The following is a 349-nucleotide window of genomic DNA, read 5'->3' on the forward strand; positions in this document are numbered from 1 at the left end:
TTTCATCACATGCATAACCAAACATAATACCTTGGTCACCAGCACATACTTCATCACGGTTTACCGCATTGTGAATTTCAGGACTTTGTTGGTTTACAACAGTATGTACATGATATTCTTCTGTATACCCAATACGTTTGATTTCATTCAATGCGATTGTTTCATAATCCAATTCTGCCTTTGTATTACATTCACCATAAATTAATACAAAATCATCTTTAATAGTACATTCAACAGCCATATTTGAATATGGGTCTTGAGCTAATGCAGCATCTACGATTGCGTCGGCAATTTGGTCACAAATTTTATCTGGATGACCTTCAGTAACACTTTCACTTGTAAAAATATA

1 protein-coding gene is annotated in these 349 nt (G+C 34.1%); it reads right to left on the bottom strand.

Annotation, left to right across the window (positions count from 1 at the left end; all coding sequences use genetic code 11):
• On the bottom strand, nucleotides 1–349 hold a 349-nt coding region (locus tag KTQ83_RS12105; RefSeq protein ID WP_280636092.1), incomplete at both ends, for an S-adenosylmethionine synthetase N-terminal domain-containing protein.

This window comes from Holdemanella porci (genome assembly GCF_019052655.1).
GTDB classification, from domain to species: domain Bacteria; phylum Bacillota_I; class Bacilli_A; order Erysipelotrichales; family Erysipelotrichaceae; genus Holdemanella; species Holdemanella hominis.